This is a genomic window from Dellaglioa sp. CoH-57-MRSF-16, from assembly GCF_056782055.1.
The window spans coordinates 24687-49479 of the sequence record NZ_JBXAXZ010000005.1 but is presented as its reverse complement, the minus strand read 5'-3'; the positions used below and the strand labels follow the sequence as shown (position 1 = coordinate 49479).

Genomic DNA, 24793 nt, shown 5'->3' with positions numbered 1-24793 from the left:
TAATAAAATCATTTATTTTTTAAATAACATCAAAAAGTGTGGGGGTACCCTCTATTTTTGATGTTTTTTTTTGTCTGTATCATGCTATCATATTAGTTATTATAGATGAACTTTGGGGAAAATAGGTGGGGGCCAACATGAAAATTAATAATAAATTAAAATTAACACTACTAACTTTTGGGTTATTCTTTTTAGTTAATGTAACAAGTATCAAGGCAGATGCGGATTATGATTCTGCAAAAGCATCAGCACCTCGAGCAATTTTAATGACAAATTTATTCCAGACGGGTACTGGTGCTGGAGTAGTAGCAACTAGTGGTATGGTCGAATTAACCGATACCAATAAAGATCCTAATTCGACTAATCTGGCTGCTAAAACGATGGTTAAAATTACGGATGCTAAGAATCAAAAAGCAGCAATTTGGTCAACAGACGAAAATTCATTTGATATTAATACAAGTAGTAAAGCTTCTATGTGGATTTATTTTGGTAGCAAAACGAATACTGCTGGGGATGGGATGGCACTTGTTTTTCAAAATGATGCAAAAGGAAATGCTGCTATTGCAACTAAAGCAGGTGAAACGTTAGGTGTTTGGGGAGACGATTCAGTGGGTACGGGATCCCCCAATAATACTGCTAGAGGCGCTATTCAAAATAGTTGGGCGCTAGAATTTGATACTCATTTGAATAATGGTAATAGTTCAGGAAACGGATTTGATTTAGATCCTAGTTTAGCACCTAACCATATTGGTAGTGGGTATCCAGCTGTTGAGGCAACATACACGGATAATCATACAATCTCTTCTTCAGTTAAACTAAATCATTTAGGCCTTATTAATTATAATGGGTTCTTATCAAATCGGGCATGGCATCATGTGACAATTGATTATAAATCAGTGAGTGCGAGTGCTGGGTCAATGACATATACGATTGATGATAAAAAACCAATTTCAGGAACAGAAGACTTGGATCCTACTGAAGATACAAGTCAGACAGGGCAGACGGCAAGTGTTCCAATTGATAAATCGAAATTTAATTCTACAACGGGTAAAATCCGTTGGGGATTTACAGGGTCAACGGGTGACTCTTTTGAAAATAACTTAGTTATGTTTGAAACTGTACCAGGTCTTGTTAATGCGACTGCGGTACAAACTATGACGGATATTACACAAAATAACAAGGATGTCTCGGCTAATGGAGAAGTAAAAGCTGGAGATAAAGTAAAATTCAACACTACCGTAACTTACGATAGTGGAAAACAATCGTGGACAGGCATAGGTGGATATTTAAAATACCCGGCTAATAATATAAAATGGACTGGGTATGAAATACCTAACGATTTTGGTACAGGAAAATTTCCTAGTAATATCTATGGAAGTGACCCTGCTGGGTTATCCGGCGCGCAAATACCTGAATTATCTACACCTGGACAAAGTTCACATATTTCATTTATCGGTGAAGTAATGCCAGTTGAAGTGGATACACCAGTGACTGTTTCAGCAGGTCAATTCATCGGAAGCAATGCAATGATTGATTCTAATCCTATTAGCTATACGATTAAAGCATCACCAAAAACAGCCTTAACGATTGATGGCCTTAAAGATATTGATATTAATTATGGAACGGATGCGACGATTAGTGGAACGGTAAAATCTAGTTTAGGTGGAACTTTTGCTAAAGGAACAACGGCCAGTGTGACACTTAATGAGGATACAACACCTATTAAGGGTGATGTCGCAACGGATGGTACATTTAACGTAACGATTCCAAAGGACAAACTAACCACTGGCGAATATTCTTATAATGTTCAAGTAACAGATCCAGATGGTAATACGACGCAAAAATATACACAAAAAATTAATATTAAACCCGTTTTAACTTTAAATGATAATAAAGGAACCGTTGTAGCGCCATATACATTGATTTTCCAAGTAGCTGATAATAGTGCAGCGTTAACAACGTACTATAAAGAAGGAAGTACTGGAACACCTGTTGAATTAGAAAAATATACAAATACTAAACCAGGTTCGACACAAGATCATAGTGTAGCACTAGATACAACTAAGTTTGCCATTGGAACGCACGAGTTAACTATTTATTCGGTTGATTCTGAAGGAAACATTTCTAATAACCAAACAATCTCTGTTGTCGTAGGATTGTTGAGTATTTCATCAGATGATTCAATTAATTTTAATAATAAAATACCAGCGAAAAGAAGTATTTTAAACCGTGCTTCAAGCTATATGCTTAAGTTAGAAACGTCAGCAGCTAAAAACTGGACATTGTCTGTGACTGCAGGACCACTAACTGCAGCAAGTGATAAAAGTACTTTAAAGCATTCAACTATTGGGTTTCGTAATTCAAATCAGGAAAACACGTTACCGCTTTCTCCAACGTATGGTACAATAGTGTCTACAGGAGTAGGTCAAGCAACTACGGTTGAAAAAAGTTGGTCAGCAGATTCTGGAATTGTATTGGATGTTGAACCAAGTGAAATTAAAGTAGCTGAAACCTATAGTTCTGAATTAGATTGGACGCTAACGAATGTACCAAATAATTAATAATAAACTTAATTGTCGGTTAAATTCAAATGTCCGGGGGGAGATAGGATTATGACAATATTACGGCTGAAAGCTGTACTTTTTACAGGTGTGTTAGTGACATTAGGGCTTAGCTCTACAGGTGTTAATGCTGATGATTATTCTAACGCAGTGGCATCGGCACCAGACGCATTAGTATCAAATGGACTTTTGACACCTGGAACAACAGGAACACAAAATAATGCAAAAATTGTAACATTCGATGCTAGTGGTAATGTTGTTTCTGAAACAGCAGATAACGCAGATAAATCAATTATAAAAATTACGGATGCAACTAACCAAGTGGGATCTGCCTGGTCTACAGCAAACAATAAATTTAATCTTAATAAAAATAATAAAATGTCAATGTGGATGTATTTCGGTAATCAGGGTGCTAATTCTGGTGATGGGATGGCTTTTGTTTTACAAAATGATAGCCGTGGTCTCAGTGCTATTTCTGGTGGAGGCGAATCATTAGGTGTTTGGGGTGTTGATAAAGGTGGATCAGAATCTACCGTTGCAGGAACAGCTATTAAAAATTCATGGGCGTTAGAATTTGATACACATAAAAATAGTGAGGCAAGCAAGGGTAACGGATTTGATAATTTAAACACTATCCAAGACAATCATCTGGCAAGCAATTATCCTAATCAAAGGGCTACTTATGAACAAAATGGTTTTTTAAGTAAGTATAATAAATTAACTCATGATGGACTACTTGCTGTCGCTGACTTATCTAATGGAAGATGGTGGCATGTGTCAATTGATTATAAATCAACGTCTACAACTGCCGGCTCAATGACCTATACTATTGGAGATAAAGTCCCCGGTACGGGTGATGTATTAGGTGGTGGTCTTGCAAAGACAGTTCCAATTGATAAAAGTAAATTTGCGAGCACTGATGGTCAAGTGACTTGGGGATTTACGGGCGCAACAGGCGGTAACTGGGAAACAAATTTAGTGATGTTTGAAGAAATATCTGATTTAGTTTCTGTTACGGCGACGCAAAAAGTGACAGATACTACCCAGAACAATAAGGACATTACCGCATCAGGAATTGCTAACAGCGGGGATAAACTTAATCTTCAAACAACTTTGAAATACAATGATGGAAAGCAAGATTGGAAAAAAATCGTTGCTTCGTTAAAAACGCCTAATGCTGTGACGTTAGACAAAGAAGGTATCATTAAATACGCCGATGGAACAACGCAAACATTTGATACAACAACTAAAGATGGTGTCATTACATCAAGTCTAAATAAAAACTTATCAAAAAGTAATGATACAGCAACGATCAGTATGAATGGGACAGCTAAAATTGTTGCTACAGATACCAAAGTAACAAGTCCAATTAGTACATTTAATGGTCAAAATACGATAGTAAGATCTCAGCTAGCTACGTTTACCATTAAGGCATTAAAGCAGAAGATGACACTTTCAGGATTGCTTGATAAAACAATTGATAGTGGTCAGTCGATTAAAGTTACGAGTAACGTTAAAACAGATACACTAATGGAAAATGATAACGTTACGATAACAACGATGCTGAATGGTAAAGCCTTTAGTGATAAATCAATGCTATTCAATAAGTTGGGTAGCATTGACTACGCTGAAGTGCTGCCTGCAGATAAGTTAAACGTTGGAAAAAATACTTATACGGTAAGTGTTGAAGATCAATATGGTAATTCAGTAACGGGTCAAGAAATTATCACTGTTAATGATCCAGGTGTTTTAGAAATAGCATCGGTAACGGGTGCATTAAATTTTGGACAAAGTGATATTCCAATACCCAACGAAGAAACAACCTATAGCCCTGTAGAAGAATTAAGTATACAGGTAGTTGCATCGGTACCAGGTACATGGAATTTAAAGCTGACTGGAACTGATGTTGTTGGAGCCAGCGGCACTGTGCTAAAAGATGCATTAATTTACAAAGAAAAAGCGACAGATATTGGGACACCTTTAAAAGACCATTCGATAGATATTGCGGGTGGGAACTCATCTCCTAACCAGATAACTAAAACGTGGGCAAAAGATACGGGAATTCTATTGCGTGTTAAACCTAGCGAGGTTAGAAGTGAAGAATATGATGCTTCAGTGCAATGGAATTTGAGTAATGTACCAACTAAATAAGTAGTATTAGTGAAAAAGGATAACAAAAGTTATCCTTTTTTTATTTATGTTTTGCAATTATTGCCATCTAGGATATTATGGACTATGTAGAGAGAATACGGAGGATAGATAACTAATGAAAATGACCGTTGAACAATTCATGTCCGCTATTGAGTTAGAGGCGTACACAAAGATTTTTTATACTGCCACACCAGAAGATGTCCAAGCGATTGGTGTACCAGAATTATTCGCTAAGTGTTATGCTGATTTAGAAAACAATGTACGGGATGGTAAGCTTGTAGAAGTTCAATTGATGATTGAATATCCTGAAGGTACCGCAATTTTTACACTTGAAGCAAATATCCTTAATTTACCATACAAATATTATAAAAAGTTACCCAGCTTCTTTAATGAAGTAACAGATGAAGCAGAAGTTAATGTCTATCTGATTGTTGAGTCACCAATTCTGAACGCATCTAAATTAAGAATCGATGAAATTACATCTGTGACTAATTATTTAGAAAACCCCAGTGATCATAATATGACAAGCACAACTATGATTGCTGAAAAGATAGCTTTCCTTGAAAATCCACCTATTATTGAAGAAAAAGAACCAGTTGTCGTTGAAAAGAAAAAGAAAGCTCCAGCTAAGAAAAAACCAGCTGTTAAAAAGAAACCAGCAGTTAAAAAGACGACGGCTACAAAAAAAGCGACAACAAAGAAAAAAACGACAACTGTAAAGGCGGCAGCCAAGAAAAAGCCCGTGGCCAAAAAGGTACCCGCTAAAAAGAAACCGGCTGTAAAGAAAGTAACTACTAAGAAAAAAGCACCAGCCAAGAAAACTAAATAAAAAAACGCCGATATTATCGGCGTTTTTTTGTCTAATTATTTAATGAAGAAATAGTAAACGAGTAGCAAGGCACCTAAAATAATACGGTACCAACCAAATGGTTTGAAATCTTTCGACTTGATGTAACCCATCAAGAATTTGATTGCAACAATTGAAACTAAGAATGCGACTACACAACCAAGTAATAAGACGGCTGTTTGATCACCGGTAAAGCTATAACCATTATGGAAGTATTTAACTAATTTGAGTAGACTGGCACCGAACATAACTGGAATTGATAAGAAAAATGAAAATTCAGCAGCAATGAATCGAGAAGTCCCTAATAAAATGGCACCTAAAATAGTTGCACCAGAACGTGATGTTCCGGGAATTAAAGCAAGAACTTGGAAAACACCGATTAGTAACGCTGTTTTGTAAGTAACTTGATTGAATGATGTAATAGAAGGAACAGCATCGGCTTTTTTGTTTTCAATAATAATGAATAAAACACCATAAATAATTAACATTAAGGCAACAACTGGGAAATTATATAATTTCGCATTTAACCAGTCATCAGCAACTAACCCAATCACAGCAGCTGGAAGTACAGCTACAATGACTTTACTCCATAGAGACCACGTATCTCTTTTTTCTAATTGCGATTTTTTTGGAGAAAAAGGATTTAATTTATGGAAATACAACACACAAACTGCTAGGATAGCGCCCAGTTGGATAACAACGAAGAACATTTCCATGAAAGCAGCATTTTCTTTTAGTTGTAAAAATTCGTCAACTAAAATCATATGTCCCGTTGAACTAATAGGAAGCCATTCTGTAATTCCTTCGACAACTCCCAAAATAATAACTTTTAACATAACAATAATATTCATACAAATAGATTCCTTCCAAAATTTTATTTAACTGCTCTAGTATACCTAATATGAAAATTAAAAACCATAAAATTAAATAAACCTTATGCTTTTAGGCATAAGGTTTATTTGTGAATATAAGATTTTAGTTAAGATTAATTTTATAGGGCTTTTTTGTTACCGCGACGTGCAATTGCAGGGAGGATTAAACCTAATGCAACTAAGACAAGTGGTGTGACAATATTAAGTGTTAATTGGAACAAGTAGTTAGAAGGGCTATCTGAGTAGTTTAATTTAGGAACAACTCCTAGGATACAAGCGAATGCAGTGAATAAGAAACACCAAGCACCAACAATGTAACCAACGACAGGATTCTTAACAAACTTGTAACCGGCTTTGAAATTCTTCAATTGTTTGTTTAATAGCATGTAAGCGAAGAATACCCAGAGATAACGCATAGGCATGACAACCGCATTTAGGTTCAATAACCATTTGTATAATGCGTTCATGTTACCAATCCCGATTGCAGGAATGATAATTAAAATACTAACTAAAACACCAGTCATGGCATAACCATTAACGGGAGTTCCTTTTTTATTAAGTTTTGACAAGCTTTTAGGAATGAAGTTTGGATCAGCATCACCTAAAAGAATTTTTAATGGTGCATCAATTGAGAAAGCAAGCGCTGAAATTTGAGCCATCGCATTGGCAATTGCGTATAGAATCATGAATAAATTACCTACGTGATAGAAACTACCAAGACGTAAGAAACCTTCGTAAGGACCATTTGTGATTAAATCATCAGGGATGTTAGTTCCGTTAAATAAGAATCCCATAGCGAACGAACCTAAAATAGCACAGATGGCAACCATTGCGGCCAATGCTAACATTCCTTTTGGAAATTCTTTAGCTGAGTTTTTTGTTTTATTAACATAGGGAGAAATCTTTTCAGCACCACCAACAGCGAAAACTAACATTGAAATCGTTGTGAAGTAGGCGAAGTTAAAGTTAGGTAGATATGATTTAATGGCACCCATATCAGGTGTTTGAATTTTAGCATGCGTCATGAATGGCGCTGAAACTGCCAACAAGATGAATAATAATGACATAACGAACATTGCTGTTCCGGCAACACTACCAATTCGACTTAAAGTAGCAAGTCCCTTTGAGGCAATCCATAAGAAGAAAATGAAAATGACTAAGCCCATAAGTGAAACGGTCATAGCAGAAGTTTCATTAACGAAATTTCCGTTACCTTTGAATAACCAACTAAAGGCAATTAAAATACCTTGTGGTTTTTGTGCTAGGTAAGGAATATGTACGACCCAATAAGTCCAAGCTGCATAGTAGGCAAGTCTCTTGGTTGAAGTTTCTTTCACCCATGAAGACACACCACCGCTGGCATCTTTAAATGTTGAGCCTAATTGACCAACAATTAAAGTATAAGGAACAAAGTAAAAAATCATGATTAAAATCCAAGATGTAATAACAGTGAGTCCTTGGTTAGCAAAGTTGTTAAAGACATTTGCAAGTCCCCAAACGGAAACGAATGCAATTAAAGCAACGTTATACCAACGTAATGTTTTTTCTGATTCTAGCAAAATAATAGCCTCCATATGGATAAAATATTTTATGATACTGGTGCAGTGATAGCTATGGTTAAGTATAAAGAAAAATGAAATAAAGTACAATCAAATTTTGTGATACATACTATAAGAAGTAAATATAATTATGATTAAAATGTCAAAAAAACACATCTAGGTCGCAAATGTTGAATGTTGTCTACCGAATATAGATGATATTATAACGGTAATTGGTTAACGACATAAACTAAAAAGAGAATCCTGGGGGATTATTATGAAACCAAAAAATAGAATTGTGATAGGTAGTTTGTGTGCGATGATGTTGTTCGGGGGAACAGCGTTGAATGAAACTATATCAGCAAGTGAACAAGAAGAAGCAACTAGTTCAAGTATTGCGACTATAAAAGAGCAAACTTTAGAAAATGTATTAAGTGAATCAACAGAATCAAATAAGGCAGATTCTAGTAGCTCAAGTAGTAGTGTATCTGATGAAAAAATAGATTCAGAAGTTGATACGACAAATGCAACAAGTTCAGAATCAGCGTCGTCTACACTATCTAGTGAAAAACTAGATAGTCAAAAAGACGAAAAGAAACAAGTAGAACAGGCTAAAAAACAAAGTAGCACAACACGTACGTTATTTGATGATTATAAAAATGCAGAGATTGTAGGGATGTTTCTGGGTGGAAGTAAAAAAACGATTAGCATTGACGATGTACTTAGCAAAGAATCAACAATAATGCCTGCAGATGCAGCGTTAGCTGACCTATTTTATAGTCAGGATGATGCGGGTAATGGAAATAGCGTTGATGGCTCAGGAACACCAGAAGGATCACCTGGGTACTATCCTGCCGTATCTTTAGATAACTACGTATTCAATGTGCAAGTAACCAAACCAGATAGTACGGCAACAATTTACGCACCTTTTCATCCAACATCGTATGATCCAATAGAAACACTCATGCAAGCACCAGTTACAATTAAAAATTCTGATCTAGCAATTGGGGAAAATAAAGTTGAGCTTACAGCTACAAGAGTAATAGGTGGGGGAACTAGTTTTCCAACTAAGGGAACTATCATTGTAACCATACCAAATCCTAAGATTAAAGTAGATGCAATTGCAGGCGATAAATTAGACAGTACGACTAATACGGATATCCCAGTAGTTGATGTCGCAAGTACTGAGTACCCAGTGAGCTACACGGTGAATAGTGATCATGCAACGACCTTAACAACTCAAATTACAGATTCTTATGGTGATGTAGCACACACCAGTCAATATAAGGAGGAGTACGATAATAGTAAAACGCTAGGTAAAGATCATACTAATACGATTAAGATGACCGACTTGACGGTTAAACAACATACAATAACCGTCACAACAACGGATGATCAAGGTAATGCGACTGTTAAAAAATTCATCCTTAATGTTAAAAAACCAACTAAAACGTTAAAAATTAATAGCATTAATAATTTAAATTATGGAGATAAAATTAAAATACCAAATGAAAAAACCAATTTAACACCATTAATTGGTCTTAATGTGGACCTTTCAGCTGTGGATGCCGGTAACTGGGTGTTGACTGTAAAATCAACAGGATTAACTGATGATCCAGATGCTTTGGTCTTTAAAAGTGATGCCAATGCTACAGAGCAAATCATTAATGATGCTGGCATAACCGTTTTATCAGGTAATGGTGTAAATGATACAGGAAAGGAGTTTAACGATGATGGAACCGGTATTTTGTTAAAGGCAGATCCATCAAAGCTTAGAGCAACTGCCTATAAAGCAGACTTGAATTGGACATTATCAAGTGTCCCAGTAAAATAACGTCAAAAAATGACACCTAACACGTAAATGTTGGTCGTTTTAAATGAAATAATTTTGGTATTATAATTTTATAGAAAAGAATAACTAAATAAGAATTAAGTAATTATGACTGTCAAAAGAAAACACTTAACCATGAAATATTGACCGTTTTTAGGTCAAATATCGACTATAGTGAGTGTATACGAAAAATGGGGGAAACAATGATGAAAAAAACTTTATTAACAACAGTAATGATTAGTGGTGTGGTATTAGGTTTCGGAACAATAAGTAAGGTATCTGCAGCAGATACTGCTACATCAAAAGATACAACGGCAAGTGCCACGTTTACAGCTGGCGGAATAGATCCAACAGATCCTAATAGTGCATCATTGTCAATTACAAATGTCACAAGTAAAGTTGATTTTGGTAAAGAAGCAATTTCTGCAGCGAATACTACATTAAATTCAAATAGTGGTATTAATGTAAGTGTTAGTGATCTTCGTGGAACATTTGTTGGTTGGAGCGTTAAGGTTAGTGGTACACCATTTATGAGTGTTGTAGATACTGTTGCTGATCCTACAGCTAAATCTGTAGAACTAGAAGGTGCTACATTGTCACTCCCTGATGGTACTGCATCGAATAATATTGGTGACGTACCTGAGGTAACAGCAACAGCTACAGGCAACGTCTTAGATGGTGGTGCAACAATTAGTGCACCTGTTGACAAAGGTGCAGGGGAAACTACAACAAGTTATGCACAAAAGGGTATTAACTTAGGGGTTGTTGGTGGTACAGCACATGCTGCTGCATACTCAACAACATTAACTTGGACATTGACTGACGCTCCTGCTTAATTAGGTTAGAGTCGGGTGAAATATTAAAAAAATTTGGGGGAAATATATTATGAAAAAAAGTTTAACAAGTTCATTATTAGCAACAACAATTTTAGGTGCAGGTTTAGCAGTATCAAGTAACGTAAATGCTGCAGATACTGTCTTACCAGATAGTGCAACAACTGACGGTTCAGTAACATTTACACCAGGTACAGATCCAACAGACCCAGTTGACCCAACAGACCCAGTTGACCCAACAGATCCTGGTGATGGTGGTGGCGGTGAAACAGGACATGCTGGTCCTTTAGCAATTGTATATGCAACAAAGGCTGTAACATTTGGGATTCCAAAAGATGATGGAACTGGTTCTGTTAGCACTACTGTACCTGTTTCAGCAAGTAAACAAGACCTTAAAGGTAGTAACTTTATTTCTCTTCAAGTTGCCGATACTCGAGGAACAGATGCTGGTTGGACATTATCAGTTAAAGCAGATCAATTCAAAAGTACAAAGTCTGGCGAATTAGCTGGAGCTGTCTTAGCTTTAGGTAAAGGTGATAATACCTTAATTGGTACCGGTGCTACACCAACACCTGCATCAGCTGCTGCAGTTGCAGCGGTTACTGATGGTGGAACTGTCTTATCAGCTAAAACAGGCGAAGGTGCTGGTTTAAATGCAGATAAGATTCGTGCAGACAACATGACTTTGACAATTCCTGCAGGTTCAGCTAAAGCTGATACTTATGCAACAACGTTAAACTGGAGTCTTTCAGACGTACCAGCTGTTTAAATTAAATAACAAATTCGGGGGAAATAAATTATGAAAAACGTATTAACAAGTGCATTATTATCAGCAACAATCTTAGGTGCAGGCTTAGCAGTATCAGGTAGCGTAAACGCTGCTGATATGACACCTGCAACAACAACAACTGGTGTTCAATTTAAAGCTGGCGATGAAGGACAAGTTATCCCTCCAGTTGACCCAACAGATCCAACAAAACCAACAGAACCTGGGGATAACGGTAATACTGGTAACAGTGGTAATCTTGCTATTATCTATGCTACTAAAGCAATTAGTTTTGGTACTGAAAATGAAATTACGGCAAATACGGTTAACTTAACGTCTGATACAGATGTTGCAGTTGAAGTTGGTGATGTTCGTGGAACAAATGCTGGTTGGACTTTATCAGTAAGTTCTAAGCAATTAGCTAACGCTGATGAATCAGAAAAACTTGGCGGCGCTGCAATTAGTTTAGGCGCAGGTGCTGTTTCAGTTGGTAATGGTTCTACAGCTAACCATGCAGTGTCATCAGCAATTGCTGATACAACAACTTCTGGGGTTGTTCTTGGTGCTACAGCAGACGCTGGTGCAGGTATTAACGTTGATAACATTAAAAAAGAAAATGTTAAATTAACAATTCCAGCTGGCGTTGCTAAAGCAGATATCGCGTATGCTTCAACGTTAACATGGACTTTATCAGATACACCAGCTGTTTAATTATTTACAATAAAAAAGATAGAATTATGGGGGATTAGATTATGAAAAAAGGTTTAACAAGTGCATTATTAGCAGCAACAATTTTAGGTGCAGGTTTAGCAGTTTCAAGTCATGTAAATGCAGCAACACTTGCTCAAGGTGCATCAACTGATGCTAGTGTTTCGTTTAAGGCTGGCGATGAAGGACAAGTAATCCCTCCAGTTAACCCAACAAACCCAACAGACCCAACAGATCCTGGTGATGGTGGTGGAACTGGTAATAGTGGTAACCTTGCTATTGTCTACGCTACAAAAACAGTAGACTTTGGTTCAGATATTGAAATTCCTACAAAAGCATTGACTGTTAAATCAGCAAAAGATCTTGCTATTGAAGTTGGGGATGTTCGTGGAACAAATGCTGGTTGGGCACTTTCTGTTCAAGCTGACCAATTTAAGAGTGGTAGTGATGAATTAACTGGTGCTGTTCTTTCAACAGGCAAAGGTAAAGTAGTTGTTGCTGAAGCAACAACTGGAACAACTACAGCTGTTTCAAATGCTGTTACAGATTTAACAACAGCTGGCGTTGCTTTAAATGCTGTTAAAGATACTGGTAGTGGTGTTACTGTTGATACACTTGCAGCTGGAGACATTTCATTAACTGTCCCTGCTGGTGTTGCTAAAGCAGAAGCTTACTCAACAAAAATGAACTGGACACTTTCTGACGTACCTGCTTAAATAAGTTGTTTAAAAAGCATTATATGGTGGCAATCACTATATAATGCTTTTTAACAAGAATCTTTAAAGTATTCCTTGGGGGAGGTTAGTCTCATGAAGAAAAAGATTATGATTATAGCAATGTTACTTTTGGGAGTTGTCATGCTGAATACTAATCAAATGGTTAGTGCGGCAACAACCGAAGCCGGTTCTACGAATGTGACTATCGGTTTTAAAGAGAATACCAAAGTGACACAACCAACTAGTGTACCTGAAAGAAAAACGACTGTTAATCCTGAAAAAGACATAAAAGGCTCAGTATCATCTGTAGGTGGTATTTTACCACAGACAAATGAAGAAAAATCTGTGATGGTTGTCTTAGTAGGATTCGTTCTAATATTAGGAGCACTACTATTATTCTTTATTAAAAAGGATAAAAAAGAAAATAAAGGTTAAAGAAAAGATAAATCAGAATAATCTGATTTATCTTTTTTATTATCTTCTAACTAAAAAAGGTCTTAAGTATTTGTGAATAAATATGTTAAAATTTATAAATAGCGTTTTAAGTAAACATTTAGGAGTGAATTATTTTGGATAATCAAGTTGTTGAAGGACAAACCATTTCATTTGATGATATTAGATATGGATTAACTTACCATAATTGTACGATTGAGGCTTCTTTTGAGACAGTACGAGTTGATTCAGTCACTTTTGATCATTGTACCTTTGAACAAACTGACTTTGTGCGTAGCGAATGGTTAGATACTGTAATTGATCATTGTGAGTTTTTGAACGCAGAATTTAATGAAAGTTATTTTTTTAGAACTGAAATTAAAAGCTGTCGGATGATGGGGTGTGACTTTTCTAATCGTACTGTTTTTAAAGAAACGACATTTAGAGATTGTCAGTTAAGCTATTCTAATTTTAGTGTCGCTAATTTCCAAGAAGTTGAATTTAGACGTTGTGATTTAAAAGAAACCAGTTTTCAAGCGGTTGAAATCAAGAAGAAATTAACATTCCCTGAAAGTAATATTGAAGGTTGCGATTTTATTGAGACCAACATGAAGTCTGTGGATTTCTCTGAGAGTGAATTTGAAACAGTTATACTGGATCCTAAGCTGGTTCGTGGATTAACGATTAATGCTTACCAGGCAACAATTTTAGTTGCTTTATTAGGTATTAAATTGAAGTGAGCTTACAATATTGTAAGCTTACTTTTTTATTTAATGATACATTATAGCTGACGAATACTGGTATACCAATTGGCATACAGGATTAAATAACTATTACCTGAAAAGGACCCTAAAACCATCAAATAATGAGCGTTTATAAGAAATTTATGGATAATATTAATTCTATTTAAGCGTATACTATAAGTAATAAAGATAGAGAATGGGGTGCGGGTTATGGGGATTAATCATAAAAAAATAAATTTATTAGTGTTTGTTTTAGCGGCGACTTTCTTAGCTACTTTTTCAAGTGTGTCGGCAGAAACAGATTATAATTATGCAATACAGACCGCGCCAAGTGGGATCACTTTGAATGGTATATTTCAACGCGGAACTGGGGCTGGTGTATCTGAAGTTAGTAAAACAGTTAATTTAACGTCTGGAAATGTCATAACAACGGATGCAAATGCTGCTACAAAATCGGTCGTAACAATTACTGATAATAAAGATCAAAAGGCAGCTGTTTGGTCAACTGATGGTAATACATTCGATTTGAACAAAGATTCAACAGCGTCAATGTGGGTATATCTTGGTAATGGAGGCGCTGCAGCCGGAGATGGTATGGCATTAGTATTACAAAATGATGCTAAAGGAAATGCAGCTATTTCAACTGGTAGTGGTGAAACATTAGGTGTTTGGGCTAATGATATACTACCTGAGGGTATTTTTGGAACAACATCAGGTTATAGTGATGTTTCGAAACTAGTTAAAACAGGGATACAAAACAGTTGGGCGTTAGAGTTCGATACCTTTAATAATGGGGGTCAAACTTCCGGGAATAGCTTTGATTATACTGCTGTCACAGGTAATCACATAGCTAGTGGTTATCCTGCAGATACTAATAGTTATACACGGGATAGTAAAGACTCGGGTTTTTTTCCAATACACACCGCCTATTTTTACTATCAAAATCACCTTGGGTTAATTGATTACGGAGCAAATCTATCTAACGCGTTATGGCATCATTTGACGTTGAAATATTCTGCTGGAACGAGTACAACAGGCTCTATGACTTACACAATTGATGATAAAAATCCAAAAACAAATGTTATGACAACAGGTAAGAGCGCGACTGTGTCAATTGATAAGGCTAAATTCAATTCGAATGGCGCAGTTCGTTGGGGATTTACTGGATCAACGGGTGGTAGTTATGAAACTAACTTGATAATGTTTGAAAAAGTTCCAGGTTTAGTTGATGCAACTGCAACTCAGACAGTAACAGATACAACTCAAAAAAATAAAGATGTTACTAATGATGGTCTAGTACACTCTGGAGATTCATTAGATTTTGTAACAAATTTAAAATATTTAGGTGGTAAACAAGATTGGAAAACAATTAGTGCTGGCTTGAAGGTTCCCAATAATGTGACGTTAAAAACGGGAACAATTACTTATTCAGGGGCAGCAACGGACTCAGAAACCATTGATTTAACAAAGATGTCAAATGGGGCAATTGTTAAGGTCCTTAAGAATGATTTATCAACAGCTAAGTATTCAAGTGCAAAAGTAACACTTACAGGAACTGCTGACAAAGTTGCAGCCGATACAGTTGTTAATAGTCCAGTAAGTGAATTTTCTGGATCTAATGCGGTTATCCAATCAAATGCAGCCAAATTCACAATTGGAGGCACACGAACATTAACGATATCAGGAATTAATGACATCAAGGTTAATCAAAATGAAGCAGCAACTATTGCCGGAACAGTAGTTTCAAGTCTTGGGGGAACTTTCCCAGCAGGAACGACAACTGCAGCAATTAAAGTCAATGGTAGTTACTCAGTATCAGCTAACGTCGGAACAGACGGTAAATTTAGTGTTAGCGTTCCAAGTAGTCAATTAAAGGTTGGTAAAAACCCATATACTGTGATGGCAACTGATCAATATGGGAACCAAACAACGTCATATACGGCTGATATTATTGTGAACTCTAATAAACCAACGTTTACTTTAGATGATAGTGGTACAACAGTGAATGCGCCTTATTCTTTGAGTTACCATGAGTCTGATGATAGTGCAACCATTAAAACGTACTATCAAGAAGGGTCAAATGCACCTGTTTTAATGGAAACATATGATAACGTAAAAGCTGGTCAGGACCATTCTGGAACTTACAAATTACCAGATAACTTAGCAATTGGTAGTCATGTTTTAACTGTTTATGCTGTCGATACAGACGGTAATAAATCTGACGTGAAAACTATTACTGTCGTTGTTTCAGGTAAAATGGGACTAACAACTAACGGTAGTTTAAATTTTGGGACAACTAAAATTCCAGGAAAAACGACAATATTACCTCGTCAAACTGATTTTTCTGTAGCATTAGAAACATCATTACCTGGGACTTGGCAGTTGTCAGTTTCAGCAAGTGATCTTACTTCAGATAGTAATACAATTAAAGATGCGATTGTGTATCGAGCAACAGCCGGAGATAAGGCTCAAGTTTTAGGTTCGGCAAGTCTTGAAATTTTGTCAGGAACATCAACGACAAAAACGACAACCGTACCATGGGACAAAGATGCGGGTGTTTTGGTTAAAGCAGATCCAAGTGAAATCCATCGCGGTTCATATACAGCCCAGGTAAAATGGGTATTAAGTAACACACCACCTGCATAAAAAATAAAGGAGAGACACTAAACTTTTTAGTGTCTCTCCTTTATTTTTAAATTTCTTTCGTTAAAGCAATGATTTTATTCACGGTATCATCTAAAAATTGAATTGTTTGATTGAGAGGTTCATCCGTAGTGATATCAACGCCTGCAACTTTAGCTGCTTCAATTGGGGCTAATTCGCCACCTAATTTTAAGAAGGCAAGCCAAGCTTCTGTCGTATTTTCTGGATCTTTCAATAAGTTCAAGTGTGCTTGTGTTGAAATGGCAAGACCTGCTGAATATGTGTATGAATAGAGGCCCATGTAATAGTGTGATTGGCGCATCCAAGTTAGTTCAGCACCGTCATTTATTTCAACATCTGGTCCCCAGAATGCTTCAAGGACATGACGTTTAATTTCACTTAATTGATCACCATCAAATCCTTGTCCAGCGTCAATGAGTTGATAAACTTCACGTTGGTAAGCTGCTTCAAGTAAATGGGTCACAAAGTTATGGAAATAAGTATTCGTTAACATTTTTGAATAAGCAAAACGTTTTAAGCGAGGTTCACTTGATTGATTTTCAATTGAACTTGTTAGTAATAGTTCATTGAATGTAGAAGGCGCTTCAACCAAATAAGTAGAAGGTTCACTACCCAAAATTGATTGGTTATCCTGTGTTAAAATGGCTTGCCCTGCATGACCGAGCTCATGAATTAAAGTATAGACATCGGCTAATTCGTTCGTCCATGACATTAAAATATAAGGATGTTTGCCATAAGGAGTTGTTTCAAAGCCACCCGTTTCCTTACCAATATTTTGTGGAAAATCAACCCAACGTTCTGGGAATGAACGAGCAACCATGGCTTGATAGTCAGATCCAAGTGGCGCAACTGCATCGTTGACATATTTCTTAGCTTCTTCAATTGAAACTTCTGGTGCGAAATCAGGATCTAAATCGATTTGTAAATCAGCAAAGGTCATTTTATCTAAACCGCGAACTTCTTTGACATGTGCAGCGTATTTTTGCATAACAGGTGCTAATTTAGTCATGATTGTATCAATTTGACGATTGAATAATGAACGGTCAACTTCTTGTTCTGCTAATAAGTAATCAAAAACTGAATGATAGCCACGTAAAGTAGCAATTCTTTTCTCCATAGATACTTGATTATAATAGTTAGCCGCAATTGTATGCTTATAATGATTTAATGTTGTTGAGAAGCTTTTAAATGCTGCATGACGAATAGCTGCGTCTGGATTGTATTGGTACGTATTTTCATATAAAACAAATGACATTGGATATGTCACACCATTTACTTCAAAATCAGAAAAGTCCATATCAGCTGCTCGAGTTTGACCGTAAACTGATTCTGGTGCAGAAAAATTAGGTTGGAAGGTCGCAAGGACTTGTTCAACCTCAGGACTTAACTGGAATTCTTTTTGTTTCTTTAATTGACGAATATAAGCTTTTAATTTTGGATTTGTTGCAACAACGTCGTCCAATAATTTAACTGGATTTTCTAGTAATTCAATATCAAAGAAAACCAGTTTTGTCGTAATTTCGGCAGAAAGTGCTTCAAAATCGCGCATTAACTGATTGGCTGTTGCATCAGTAATATCAACTGCTTGCTGTAAAAATGCATAATGTTCAATATGTGATAAGCGAGTGTAAATATCTTCCAAGTCATTGAAGGCGGTACTAATTGGAGCTAGTTCTCCTAAATGGCTATGGTAAGTAGAAACAAAGGTTTGAACGAGGTCACGAACTAAATCGATATCCGTCTGGAATGCAAGATCATTTGGATAAATGGCTGTTAAATCCCATGTTAGTGCTTCAGGTACTTCATTTCTATTAACTAGTTGGTGAGTTTTTGTCATAATCGTAACCTCCTAATGTTTGTATGGTTAGTATTGTATCATTATATAGAATTAAATGAGTAAAAAAGGATTATAATATAATTTTTTGATAATCTTCGATTAGTACAAGTCAAATTAGTGGTTTAATGCATGGTTATTTGAGATTATGAATTAAATAAAAGGAGGTAGAATAAATGAAAAAAATAATTGTATTAATTATCGCTATTCTATTAGTTGGCGGCGGGTACTTATACTATAGGACTAATTACTCAACTCAGGATTACTACACACAGATAACAGAAACAGGTAAAAAAGTGGTTAAAAAGGATCAAAATGGAAAAACGTATGCCGATTATAGCTATAATCAAATGGCTTATAATACTAAAAATGAAGCTAAGAAATTAACGTTTAATGGGAATAAAGAAAGACCGTTACGTCAAGGCGCCTATTTAAAATTAGCCTATAATGAAAAAAAAGGTGTTATTTCATGGGAAGAAGTTTCAAAAAAAGATCTACCTGTAAAATTAAAATAGAACCCAAAAAAAAAGACTGTAATGAAGAGGATAGTTATCTTCATTACAGTCTTTTGTTATTTAAAAATAACTATCTCTTAGGAATAGCTATTTTATTCGTGAGGGCATTATTTTGAGTATTTCTCGATTAAATCATCTAAGACAAGTAAGTCTTCTGCTTCGTAACGTTTACGGTAAGCAGCGATTTCTTCAGCTGAGAAATGTTTTGGATCGACAGCTAAATCTTCAACAGGGATGGCACGGTCGTCAGTGATTTTAACATCAATAACAACAGGACCTTCTGCTTTTATAGCTGTTTCAAATGCGGCAACTAATTCGTCATGTGTAGAAACTGAGATACCAAGCGTACCCATAGCGCTTCCGACTTGTGCCCAATCTGCGTCATTGAAATCAATACCATAGAATGGTTGACCTTCATCTTCTTGTTCATCTTGAATGAAACCAAAATGTTGGTTAGAGAAGACAATATTAATGACATGTTGTTTGTATTTTACTTGTGTTAATAAATCTTGAACAATCATAGCAAATGCGCCATCACCGACAAGGTTAAAGACTTGACGGTCAGGGAAGGCTGATTTAGCAGCAATTGCTGCACCCATACCATAACCCATTGTTGCAAATAAGGCAGATGTTGTGAATTTTTGTTTAGGATTCATATCTAAGTAACGTAAGCTATTCATTGTAACATTACCAACATCAACTGCGAAAATGTCATCGCCTGTGGCATGTTTGTTGATTTCTTTAAAGACAGAAGCAGGTTGAAGTGGTGTTGTTGTCTTGTCCTCAAATTTCTTGAGGTAAGTACGCCAGTTAGCCATATCTTCAATAGTTGCATCGAAGAATGGACGACTTTCAACAGGAGCACCAGCTAATTCAACAAAGCGAGCTAATGTTTTCTTAGCATCACTGAGTAAAGCGACATCAACTGCATGACGTTTACCAATTTTTGATGCATCAATATCGATTTGGATAAATTTCATATCGGGTTTTAAGACTTTTTTAGTTTGTGAGAAAGGTAAATCAGCTCCTACAAAGACAACTAAGTCAGCGGCAGCAATTGCTTCATCAGCAGGTTTTGTTGCAACTCGGTAAGTTGACCCTAAGTTAGCACGATAACTATCAGGAACAGTTCCTTTATTGATAGCTGTAATAATTACAGGCATTTTAAAATGTTCAGAGAAAGCAATTACTTCATCAGTAGCACCTTTTGTACCAATACCAGCGAATAAAACAGGTTGTTTAGCTTCTTTAATAAGTGCTAAAGCCTCTTTAATTTTTGAATCATTTGGTTCAGGTAAAATAGGTGTTGTGTAATTGTGACCTGAAGCGTAATAACTGTCAGCGTCGATATCCATCCAACCAAAGTCATTTGGAATTGTAACAACTGCTACACCTTTGTATTGGTAAGCTGTTCTGATAGCTTGATCAATTACACGAGGTAAGCTTTCTGGAGTCATAACTGTTCTATTATAGACAGAAACGTCAGCAAACATTGGATTTTCGTTCATTTCTTGGAATGAATCCATGTTCATTGCAGATGAAGCAACCTGACCGATTAAAGCAAGAACAGGAACATGGTCTTGTTGTGCGTCATATAAACCATTGAATAAATGTGTTGCCCCAGGACCTGCTGAACCAAAGACAACCCCAACTTTACCAGTTAGTTTTGCTTCAGCGGCAGCAGCAAGTGCCCCAACTTCTTCATGACGTACTTGAACGTAATTAATGTTTTCTTTTTCTGATTCAAGAGCACGCATTGTTGTATTGAATGATCCACCGGGTAACCCATAGACATTTTCAACTTTCCAATCCTGTAATACCTTTAACATTGCAATTGATGCTTTAATTTTTTCTGACATAATATAAATCCCCACTTTCATTTAAATAACAAAGTATCTTGTACCATCTATTATTACACTTTATGGTACCGTTTACAAATGAAATGTATGAATAAAATAAATTTTTTTTACGGACCTATTTTCTATATGAAATTTAATCAATATAAATAAAAAAGCATCATCAGAAGTTGCCTTCTTGATGATGCGAGTAGTGTATAGGTCATTATTTTCGAGTTGTGTTAATTGTTGAATTTGTTAATAAAGTATTGCCCGTTTCTGCTTTAACTAAATCTAAGGCAGATCTAAGTTTATCGGTAATACGTTGCTTCTCTGGTGTATCAGCGACTTCAAAAGCTTCACCGTTAATCATGGTTCCAGTTCCTTGTAGGTGATCAGATTTTGAATGGTGCGTGGCAACACGATAGCTAGTTCCTAGAGTCACTAAATCATCAAATGATAAATCTGTTTTCAATTGAGAAGACATCGTGTCTAAGAATTTTTGATTTAATAAGTTTTGTAAGTTTGTACTCTGTAAGGCAACAGACATGATAATCTGGCGTTGACGTTTTTGACGGCCATAATCACCAAGTGGATCCTCATGACGCATTCGGGCATAAGATAATGCATCTGCACCATTAACATGAGTTTTAACACCTTTTTTAAAGTGTGCACCTTGATAGGTGAACGATAGTGGTGGTGTGACATCAACGCCACCAACCGCATTAACTAATGTTTCGAGTCCGCCCATATTAATGGTTGCATAGAAATCAATAGGGACGTTCAAATATTTCTCGACTGTTTTAACAGCAGAAGCAGGACCACCATAAGCATAGGCAGAATTTAATTTACTTGGGAATTCTGATTCATAACCAGAAACCGCAACTTCTGCATCTCGGGGTAAACTGACTAACGTCATTGATTCCGTTTTAGGATTTAAAGTTGCGACAATTAAGGTATCTGTTCGACCGCCAACTTTTGCACGGCCTAACGCACCATCATCGGTTCCTAAAAGGAGAATTGAAATTGGATAGCCTGATTTTAAGACTGAAGAAACGTTTCTAGCTTTAGCGACTTTTGTCGGCGTATAAATTGAATCAGCTGCTTTTTTTGCGTTTGCGTAAGCTCTGTATGCATAAATACCGCCACCGACCAAAAGTAAGAGCAATAAAAGAAGAATTAAACGACGACGTTTTTTATTTGGTTTTTTCTTACCATTTTTTGGCAACGATGAGTGACGATTTTTACTTGGATTAGAAGTGGAATCTGCAATTGATTCCTGCTGATATAGTTCTCTACGAGTAGGCATAAATATAAAATTCCCTCCAATTAGTAATGACTAAATTATTTCTTATCAGTTCATTGTTCTTCAATTGCGTCTACCTGAGTCGTCGTATGTTTAACATTAAACCAATCAATGTAGTTACGTTTAAACTCAATAATCTTAAATTCAAAAGCATCAAACTTGATGACATCATTTAATTTAACTTTATGATTTTCGAGAATGAAACCTGCTAATGTAACACTTTCAGATGCTTTCATCGCTTTATTTTTAAATTTAAAGAAGCGTTCGAAATCATATAAAGTCGTTTTACCACTAATATTATATGAACCATCATCATTTTTGATAATGTATTCACTTGAAACGTCATCAATTTCATCTTTAACCGTTCCAAATAATTCTTCATAAATATCTTTATCCGTTACAATACCACTTGTACCACCATATTCATCAAGGACAACAACGATAGGTGTTTGTTTACTAATCATTTGGCTTAATAATGTTCTAATAGGTGTTGTTTCTGGTACTGTAATAATTGTTCTAAGTAGTTTACTAATTAAGACAGTATCATCAATCTCAGCTTGTCTAACTAAATCGTAGATATAGACGTAACCAAGAATTTTATCTTTATCATTGTTAGCAACTACTGGAAAACGGCTATAACCCTGATGTAAATAATCTTTAACGACATCGTGCACAGTATCTGTAATATCTACGACATAAAGACTTGTTCGATCGACCATAATATCTTTAGCAATTTTGTCATTTAAATCAAAGGCACGTTGCATATAGACATAATCATCTCTATCTAATTCACCACCTGAAACGGCATTTTGAGATAAAGATAAAATTTCTTTTTGAGTAAAAACTTCACTATTTTCATCAGTTGGCGTAATACCAATCATTTTAGCAACACGTGTTGCTGAGTTATTTAATAACCAAACTAATGGGTAAAAGGCAAGATGAAAGTAGCGTAATGGTGTTATAACAACCATTAAAACTTGAACGGGCATATCGATACTTAAGTTTTTAGGCACAATTTCTGTGTAAACCACTTCAACGTAAGTAAGGATTAAAACCCCGATAATTGCGCCAATGATATTTAACCCTGATTCAGAAGCAAAATGGAATAGTTTAAGCACATCTACAAGTAAAAATTCAATGGTTTTTTCACCAACCCAACCCAGAATAATACCAGCAACACTGACACCAACCTGTGTTGTTGAAAGGTATTCATTCAAATGGTTAAGCATTTTTAATGCTCTTTCTTGTTTTTTTCGATTTCCAATACCTGCTTCGATATCAGCTTCGATGGCACTTGGACGTGCTTGGACAAGTGCAAATTCTGCGGCAACGAAGAATGCTGCTGCAAATAATGTCACAAAGATAACAATCAAATTGATGATAACTGTACCGCTAGACAATTTTTGTGTCCCCCATAATTAAGTTATATTTTTAAGTTCGTATCTGTCTATTTTACCATTAAACATAAGGATTGTCGTTTAGTCTGAAGGAACAATTCAGATAATCTTAAACTTTTTACTTAGAGCATAGTAATTTAAGTGTAAATTCATTATAATAGAACTATAAAGAAAAAATACAGATTAATAACGGAGGCTATCATGTCGGGTCAATTCGCAAAAGGTCAATTAAAATTATTTGCACTTAATTCTAACGTTGAATTAGCGGAGAAGGTGGCTAAGGTTTTAAATACTAGTCTTTCTACAGCATCCGTGAAACATTTCAGTGATGGCGAAATTCAAATCAACATTGATGAAAGTATTCGTGGCGCAGATGTTTATGTTATCCAATCAATCTCAAATCCAGTAAATGAAAATTTACTGGAACTTTTGATTATGGTTGATGCGTTACGTCGTGCAAGTGCGGGTACAATTAACGTTGTAATGCCTTATTATGGTTATGCACGTTCAGATCGTAAAGCACGTTCACGTGAACCTATTACAGCTAAGTTAGTTGCAAACTTTATTCAATTAGCCGGTGTTTCTCGTGTAATTACACTTGATTTACATGCCGCTCAATTACAAGGATTCTTTAACATTCCAGTTGATCATTTAGTTTCTTTAGAAATCCAAGCTAAATACTTCATTGAAAATGGGATTACAGATGATGTTGTTGTGATTTCACCTGATCATAATAGTGTTAAAGGTGCTCGTAATATGGCTGAAAAGCTCAAAGCACAAATTGCTATTGTTGATAAACGTGGATCTGATTTTGCTGATAATATTGCAGCAACATCAATTATTGGCGATGTAAAAGGGCGTCGTTGTATCATTATTGATGATATGATTGATACAGGGACAATGATGACTGATGCAGCGCGTGCACTTAAAGCTGCTGGTGCAACAGATATTTATGCTTGTGCAACACATGCTGTGATGTCAAAAGGTGCGATTGAAGCTTTATCTGATGACAATATTAAACAAGTGATTGTAACAGATAGTATCGTTGTTCCAGAAGCTGACAAGCTCGATAAACTTGTGCGCTTATCAGTTGCCGACTTGTTTGGCCAAGCAATTGATTTAATTCATAAGAATCGCTCAGTTGATAAACTATTTACAGAAAAAGATTAAATTAAAATGAACCGCTGGTTAAATCACCTTTGTGATTTGTCCAGCGGTTTTTATGTGTTCTTAAAAAAATATAA

Annotated in this window: 19 protein-coding genes; 13 read left to right on the top strand and 6 right to left on the bottom strand. The window is 35.9% G+C overall.

The genetic code is table 11. The features are described 5' to 3' along the window. Window positions 1-137 precede the first annotated feature (137 nt). The 3 genes from AC1RPH_RS06095 to AC1RPH_RS06085 all read left to right on the top strand — a co-directional run bounded on the left by AC1RPH_RS06095 (window position 138) and on the right by AC1RPH_RS06085 (window position 5541). The gene (locus AC1RPH_RS06095; RefSeq protein WP_481761761.1) at window positions 138-2561 is read left to right on the top strand and encodes a hypothetical protein; all 2424 of its coding nucleotides are present in this window, start codon (window positions 138-140) and stop codon (window positions 2559-2561) included. Between the two features lie 51 nt (window positions 2562-2612). Next, entirely contained in the window at window positions 2613-4712 is a 2100-nt protein-coding gene (locus tag AC1RPH_RS06090; RefSeq protein ID WP_481761760.1) for an L-type lectin-domain containing protein, read from the top strand. Window positions 4713-4827: 115 nt separating this feature from the next. After that, entirely contained in the window at window positions 4828-5541 is a 714-nt protein-coding gene (locus AC1RPH_RS06085) for a hypothetical protein (RefSeq protein WP_481761759.1), read from the top strand. A 35-nt stretch (window positions 5542-5576) separates the two neighbouring features. Here AC1RPH_RS06085 and AC1RPH_RS06080 read toward each other — a convergent pair whose 3' ends face one another. After that, the gene (locus AC1RPH_RS06080) at window positions 5577-6410 is read right to left on the bottom strand and encodes an undecaprenyl-diphosphate phosphatase (protein WP_481761758.1); all 834 of its coding nucleotides are present in this window, start codon (window positions 6408-6410) and stop codon (window positions 5577-5579) included. Between the two features lie 140 nt (window positions 6411-6550). Beyond that, entirely contained in the window at window positions 6551-7990 is a 1440-nt protein-coding gene (locus AC1RPH_RS06075) for an amino acid permease (RefSeq protein ID WP_481761757.1), read from the bottom strand. A 256-nt stretch (window positions 7991-8246) separates the two neighbouring features. On the opposite strand from AC1RPH_RS06075, the gene AC1RPH_RS06070 reads away from it, so the two are divergent. The 8 genes from AC1RPH_RS06070 to AC1RPH_RS06035 all read left to right on the top strand — a co-directional run bounded on the left by AC1RPH_RS06070 (window position 8247) and on the right by AC1RPH_RS06035 (window position 16644). Next, on the top strand, window positions 8247-9803 hold the full coding sequence (locus tag AC1RPH_RS06070) for a hypothetical protein (protein ID WP_481761756.1): 1557 nt from the start codon (window positions 8247-8249) through the stop codon (window positions 9801-9803). 200 nt (window positions 9804-10003) lie between these two features. Further along, window positions 10004-10636: a WxL domain-containing protein gene (locus AC1RPH_RS06065; RefSeq protein ID WP_481761755.1), complete on the top strand. Its 633-nt coding sequence runs from the start codon at window positions 10004-10006 to the stop codon at window positions 10634-10636. 49 nt (window positions 10637-10685) lie between these two features. Continuing rightward, a complete protein-coding gene (locus AC1RPH_RS06060) occupies window positions 10686-11402 on the top strand; it encodes a WxL domain-containing protein (RefSeq protein ID WP_481761754.1) in 717 nt (238 codons plus the stop codon). Window positions 11403-11432: 30 nt separating this feature from the next. Beyond that, entirely contained in the window at window positions 11433-12110 is a 678-nt protein-coding gene (locus AC1RPH_RS06055) for a WxL domain-containing protein (protein WP_481761753.1), read from the top strand. Window positions 12111-12151: 41 nt separating this feature from the next. Beyond that, window positions 12152-12823 carry a WxL domain-containing protein gene (locus tag AC1RPH_RS06050; RefSeq protein WP_481761752.1) on the top strand — a complete coding sequence of 224 codons (672 nt, stop codon included), beginning with the start codon at window positions 12152-12154 and terminating at the stop codon, window positions 12821-12823. Window positions 12824-12916: 93 nt separating this feature from the next. After that, window positions 12917-13258 (top strand): LPXTG cell wall anchor domain-containing protein, encoded by a 342-nt coding sequence (locus AC1RPH_RS06045; protein WP_481761751.1) that lies wholly within the window; start codon window positions 12917-12919, stop codon window positions 13256-13258. 134 nt (window positions 13259-13392) lie between these two features. Further along, window positions 13393-13995 (top strand): pentapeptide repeat-containing protein, encoded by a 603-nt coding sequence (locus AC1RPH_RS06040; protein ID WP_481761750.1) that lies wholly within the window; start codon window positions 13393-13395, stop codon window positions 13993-13995. 213 nt (window positions 13996-14208) lie between these two features. After that, entirely contained in the window at window positions 14209-16644 is a 2436-nt protein-coding gene (locus tag AC1RPH_RS06035) for a hypothetical protein (protein WP_481761749.1), read from the top strand. 46 nt (window positions 16645-16690) lie between these two features. Here the strand turns inward: AC1RPH_RS06035 and pepF are convergent, their stop codons facing one another. After that, a complete protein-coding gene (pepF, locus tag AC1RPH_RS06030; protein ID WP_481761748.1) occupies window positions 16691-18499 on the bottom strand; it encodes an oligoendopeptidase F in 1809 nt (602 codons plus the stop codon). 173 nt (window positions 18500-18672) lie between these two features. Here pepF and AC1RPH_RS06025 point away from each other — a divergent pair, with 173 nt between their 5' ends. After that, window positions 18673-19011: a YxeA family protein gene (locus tag AC1RPH_RS06025; RefSeq protein WP_481761747.1), complete on the top strand. Its 339-nt coding sequence runs from the start codon at window positions 18673-18675 to the stop codon at window positions 19009-19011. Window positions 19012-19118: 107 nt separating this feature from the next. On the opposite strand, the gene spxB is transcribed toward AC1RPH_RS06025, so the two are convergent. The 3 genes from spxB to AC1RPH_RS06010 form a co-directional block, all read right to left on the bottom strand. Beyond that, window positions 19119-20870 (bottom strand): pyruvate oxidase, encoded by a 1752-nt coding sequence (gene spxB, locus AC1RPH_RS06020; protein ID WP_481761746.1) that lies wholly within the window; start codon window positions 20868-20870, stop codon window positions 19119-19121. 202 nt (window positions 20871-21072) lie between these two features. Beyond that, a complete protein-coding gene (locus tag AC1RPH_RS06015; protein ID WP_481761745.1) occupies window positions 21073-22155 on the bottom strand; it encodes an LCP family glycopolymer transferase in 1083 nt (360 codons plus the stop codon). Between the two features lie 50 nt (window positions 22156-22205). Continuing rightward, a complete protein-coding gene (locus AC1RPH_RS06010; protein WP_481761744.1) occupies window positions 22206-23552 on the bottom strand; it encodes a hemolysin family protein in 1347 nt (448 codons plus the stop codon). A gap of 198 nt (window positions 23553-23750) precedes the next feature. On the opposite strand from AC1RPH_RS06010, the gene AC1RPH_RS06005 reads away from it, so the two are divergent. Next, window positions 23751-24719, top strand: coding sequence for a ribose-phosphate diphosphokinase (locus AC1RPH_RS06005; RefSeq protein WP_481761743.1), 969 nt, complete (start codon window positions 23751-23753; stop codon window positions 24717-24719). Window positions 24720-24793: the final 74 nt, after the last annotated feature.